General features: G+C 68.5%; 3 protein-coding genes. 1 reads left to right on the top strand and 2 read right to left on the bottom strand.

Annotation, left to right across the window (positions count from 1 at the left end; translation table 11 throughout):
• Positions 1 to 35: 35 nt before the first annotated feature.
• The gene (locus tag ACFWPJ_RS31570; protein ID WP_378856990.1) at positions 36 to 866 is read left to right on the top strand and encodes an SAM-dependent methyltransferase; all 831 of its coding nucleotides are present in this window, start codon (positions 36 to 38) and stop codon (positions 864 to 866) included.
• Positions 867 to 886: 20 nt separating this feature from the next.
• Here the strand turns inward: ACFWPJ_RS31570 and ACFWPJ_RS31565 are convergent, their stop codons facing one another.
• Positions 887 to 1,621: a Crp/Fnr family transcriptional regulator gene (locus tag ACFWPJ_RS31565; RefSeq protein WP_378856988.1), complete on the bottom strand. Its 735-nt coding sequence runs from the start codon at positions 1,619 to 1,621 to the stop codon at positions 887 to 889.
• A gap of 28 nt (positions 1,622 to 1,649) precedes the next feature.
• Positions 1,650 to 1,949: LysR substrate-binding domain-containing protein (locus ACFWPJ_RS31560; protein ID WP_378856986.1), on the bottom strand; the 300-nt coding region annotated here is incomplete at its 5' end.

The following is a 1,949-nucleotide window of genomic DNA, read 5'->3' as shown; positions in this document are numbered from 1 at the left end:
GCTGCCCCTCGGCTCTGTGCGCGGGGGGGCCCTGTTTGTCCATCTCCGCGGCCCCCACCCCCCGCGCGGGCGGGGGGGGGTTCCACCCCCGGGGCGCCCCCCGCGCCCGCGTCTACGATGCCGCGCTCAACGGCAAAGACAACTACGAGGTGGATCGCGAGGTGCTGGCCCAGGTTCGCACCGTCGCACCGCAGGTCAACGATCTGGCCTGGGCCAACCGCGATTTCCTCATCCGCGCGTGCCGGTTCCTGGCCAAGTCGGGGATCGACCAGTTCCTCGATCTCGGCTCCGGCCTGCCCACCGCCGAGAACACCCACCAGGTGGTCCAGCGTGTCAACCCACAGTCGCGGGTGGTCTACGTCGACAACGATCCGTCGGTGCTCGTGCACGGGCGGGCCCTGCTGGCAGGCAACAGCCGCACCCGGATCGCCGAGGCCGACATCTTCCGCCCGCTAGAGGTGCTCGGCAACGAGACGGTCCGCACCGAACTCGACTTCACCCGCCCGCTGGCGCTGTTCCACATGGGCACCCTGCACCACTACCTGGGCGAGGACGGGCCCGCGCTGGTGCAGACCTATATCGACGCACTGCCGTCGGGTTCGTTCGTGGCGATCGCCCACTTCCACGACCCGCAGACGCCCGAATACAGCGAACTGGCCCGCACGATGGAAGAGAAGTTCATCCACAGCCCGATGGGCAGCGGCCGCTTCCGGACCAGAGACGAGATCCAGGCCATGTTCGGTGATCTGGAGATGGTCGAACCGGGCCTGGTCCGCTGCGACGACTGGTGGCCCGACGGCCCACACCTCACCCCGCTCAGCGACGTCCGCCACTGCATCGTCGGCGGGATCGGCCGCAAGCGCTAGCGCCGAACGGGTACCGGTATTCAGTGGGCTGACTCGAGCCGACGCAGTCGTTCGGCATCGATGATGCTGATGGCCTCATCGTCGATGCTGATCAGGTCGTGGCGCTCGAACTCCTTGAGGGTCTTGGTCAACGACGGGCGTTGCACGCCGAGCATGGCGGCGAGGGTGCGCTGGGTGATCTGGACCGAGCCGTCGACGGCCTCGTCGAGCAGCAGCTGGGCGACCTGGGTGGGCAGCGGGCGGCCGAGCATGTTGATCAATCGTCCCTGACCGGACGAAACCCGCTGGGCGACACTGGAAAACCAGCGGCGTGCGATCGCGGGATCGGTGGCGAGCAGCGACTCGAAGGCGGAAGCGGGCAGGAACAGGCAGCTCGCTTCGGTGAGCGTGCGCGCGGTATAGGCCATCGGCATCCCCAGCAGCAGTGCGATGTCACCGTCGACGTCGCCGGGACGAAGCACATCGACGACCGCACGACCCCGCCCGGAACCCACCGACAATTCGACCTGGCCATGCTTCACCATCCACGCCCCCTCGGCGGGTGCACCCGCGGAGAACACCAGCGACCCGGCCGCGAGTGGTCCGACCTCGACCCGGTCAGCGAGTTCGGTGAACTCGCCGAGGCTCAGTGGTGCGGTGGGACCGCGGCCGACGCACCGCGCGATCCAGGCCGCATGACGCAACTGGTCGTCGTCGAACGCATCCTCACCCATCGCGTGGACCAGGTGGGAGAACGCCCGGTGGCTGTGGATCATCGCTGACTCCTGGTCGTAGACGAACCTGTCATCCGCTGACAATTATCCTCGCGAAGACGACGGAATGCGATGCCTCAGAGATCGTCGGCCATTCGATGAGGATCTTTGTGGCCGGGCTGAACCCGTGGCCGCGGGCGGTGGCGAGGTGGATCCGCCGTTCCGCCCATGGCTCGGCGAAGTCGAGCACGGCGACGCGGCCGGTCCATTCGTGACCGACCAGGCACTCCGGTTGCACGGTGACACCGATCCCGGCGTTGACCAGACTGATGGCGGCGCCCCCCCCACCGCGCCCCCCCCCACCGCCCCCCAGACGGGGGGGGGGGGGTTG

It is taken from the genome of Nocardia sp. NPDC058497, from assembly GCF_042720195.1.
Classification (GTDB): Bacteria; Actinomycetota; Actinomycetes; order Mycobacteriales; family Mycobacteriaceae; genus Nocardia.
This window is presented reverse-complemented; position numbering and strand designations above follow the sequence as displayed.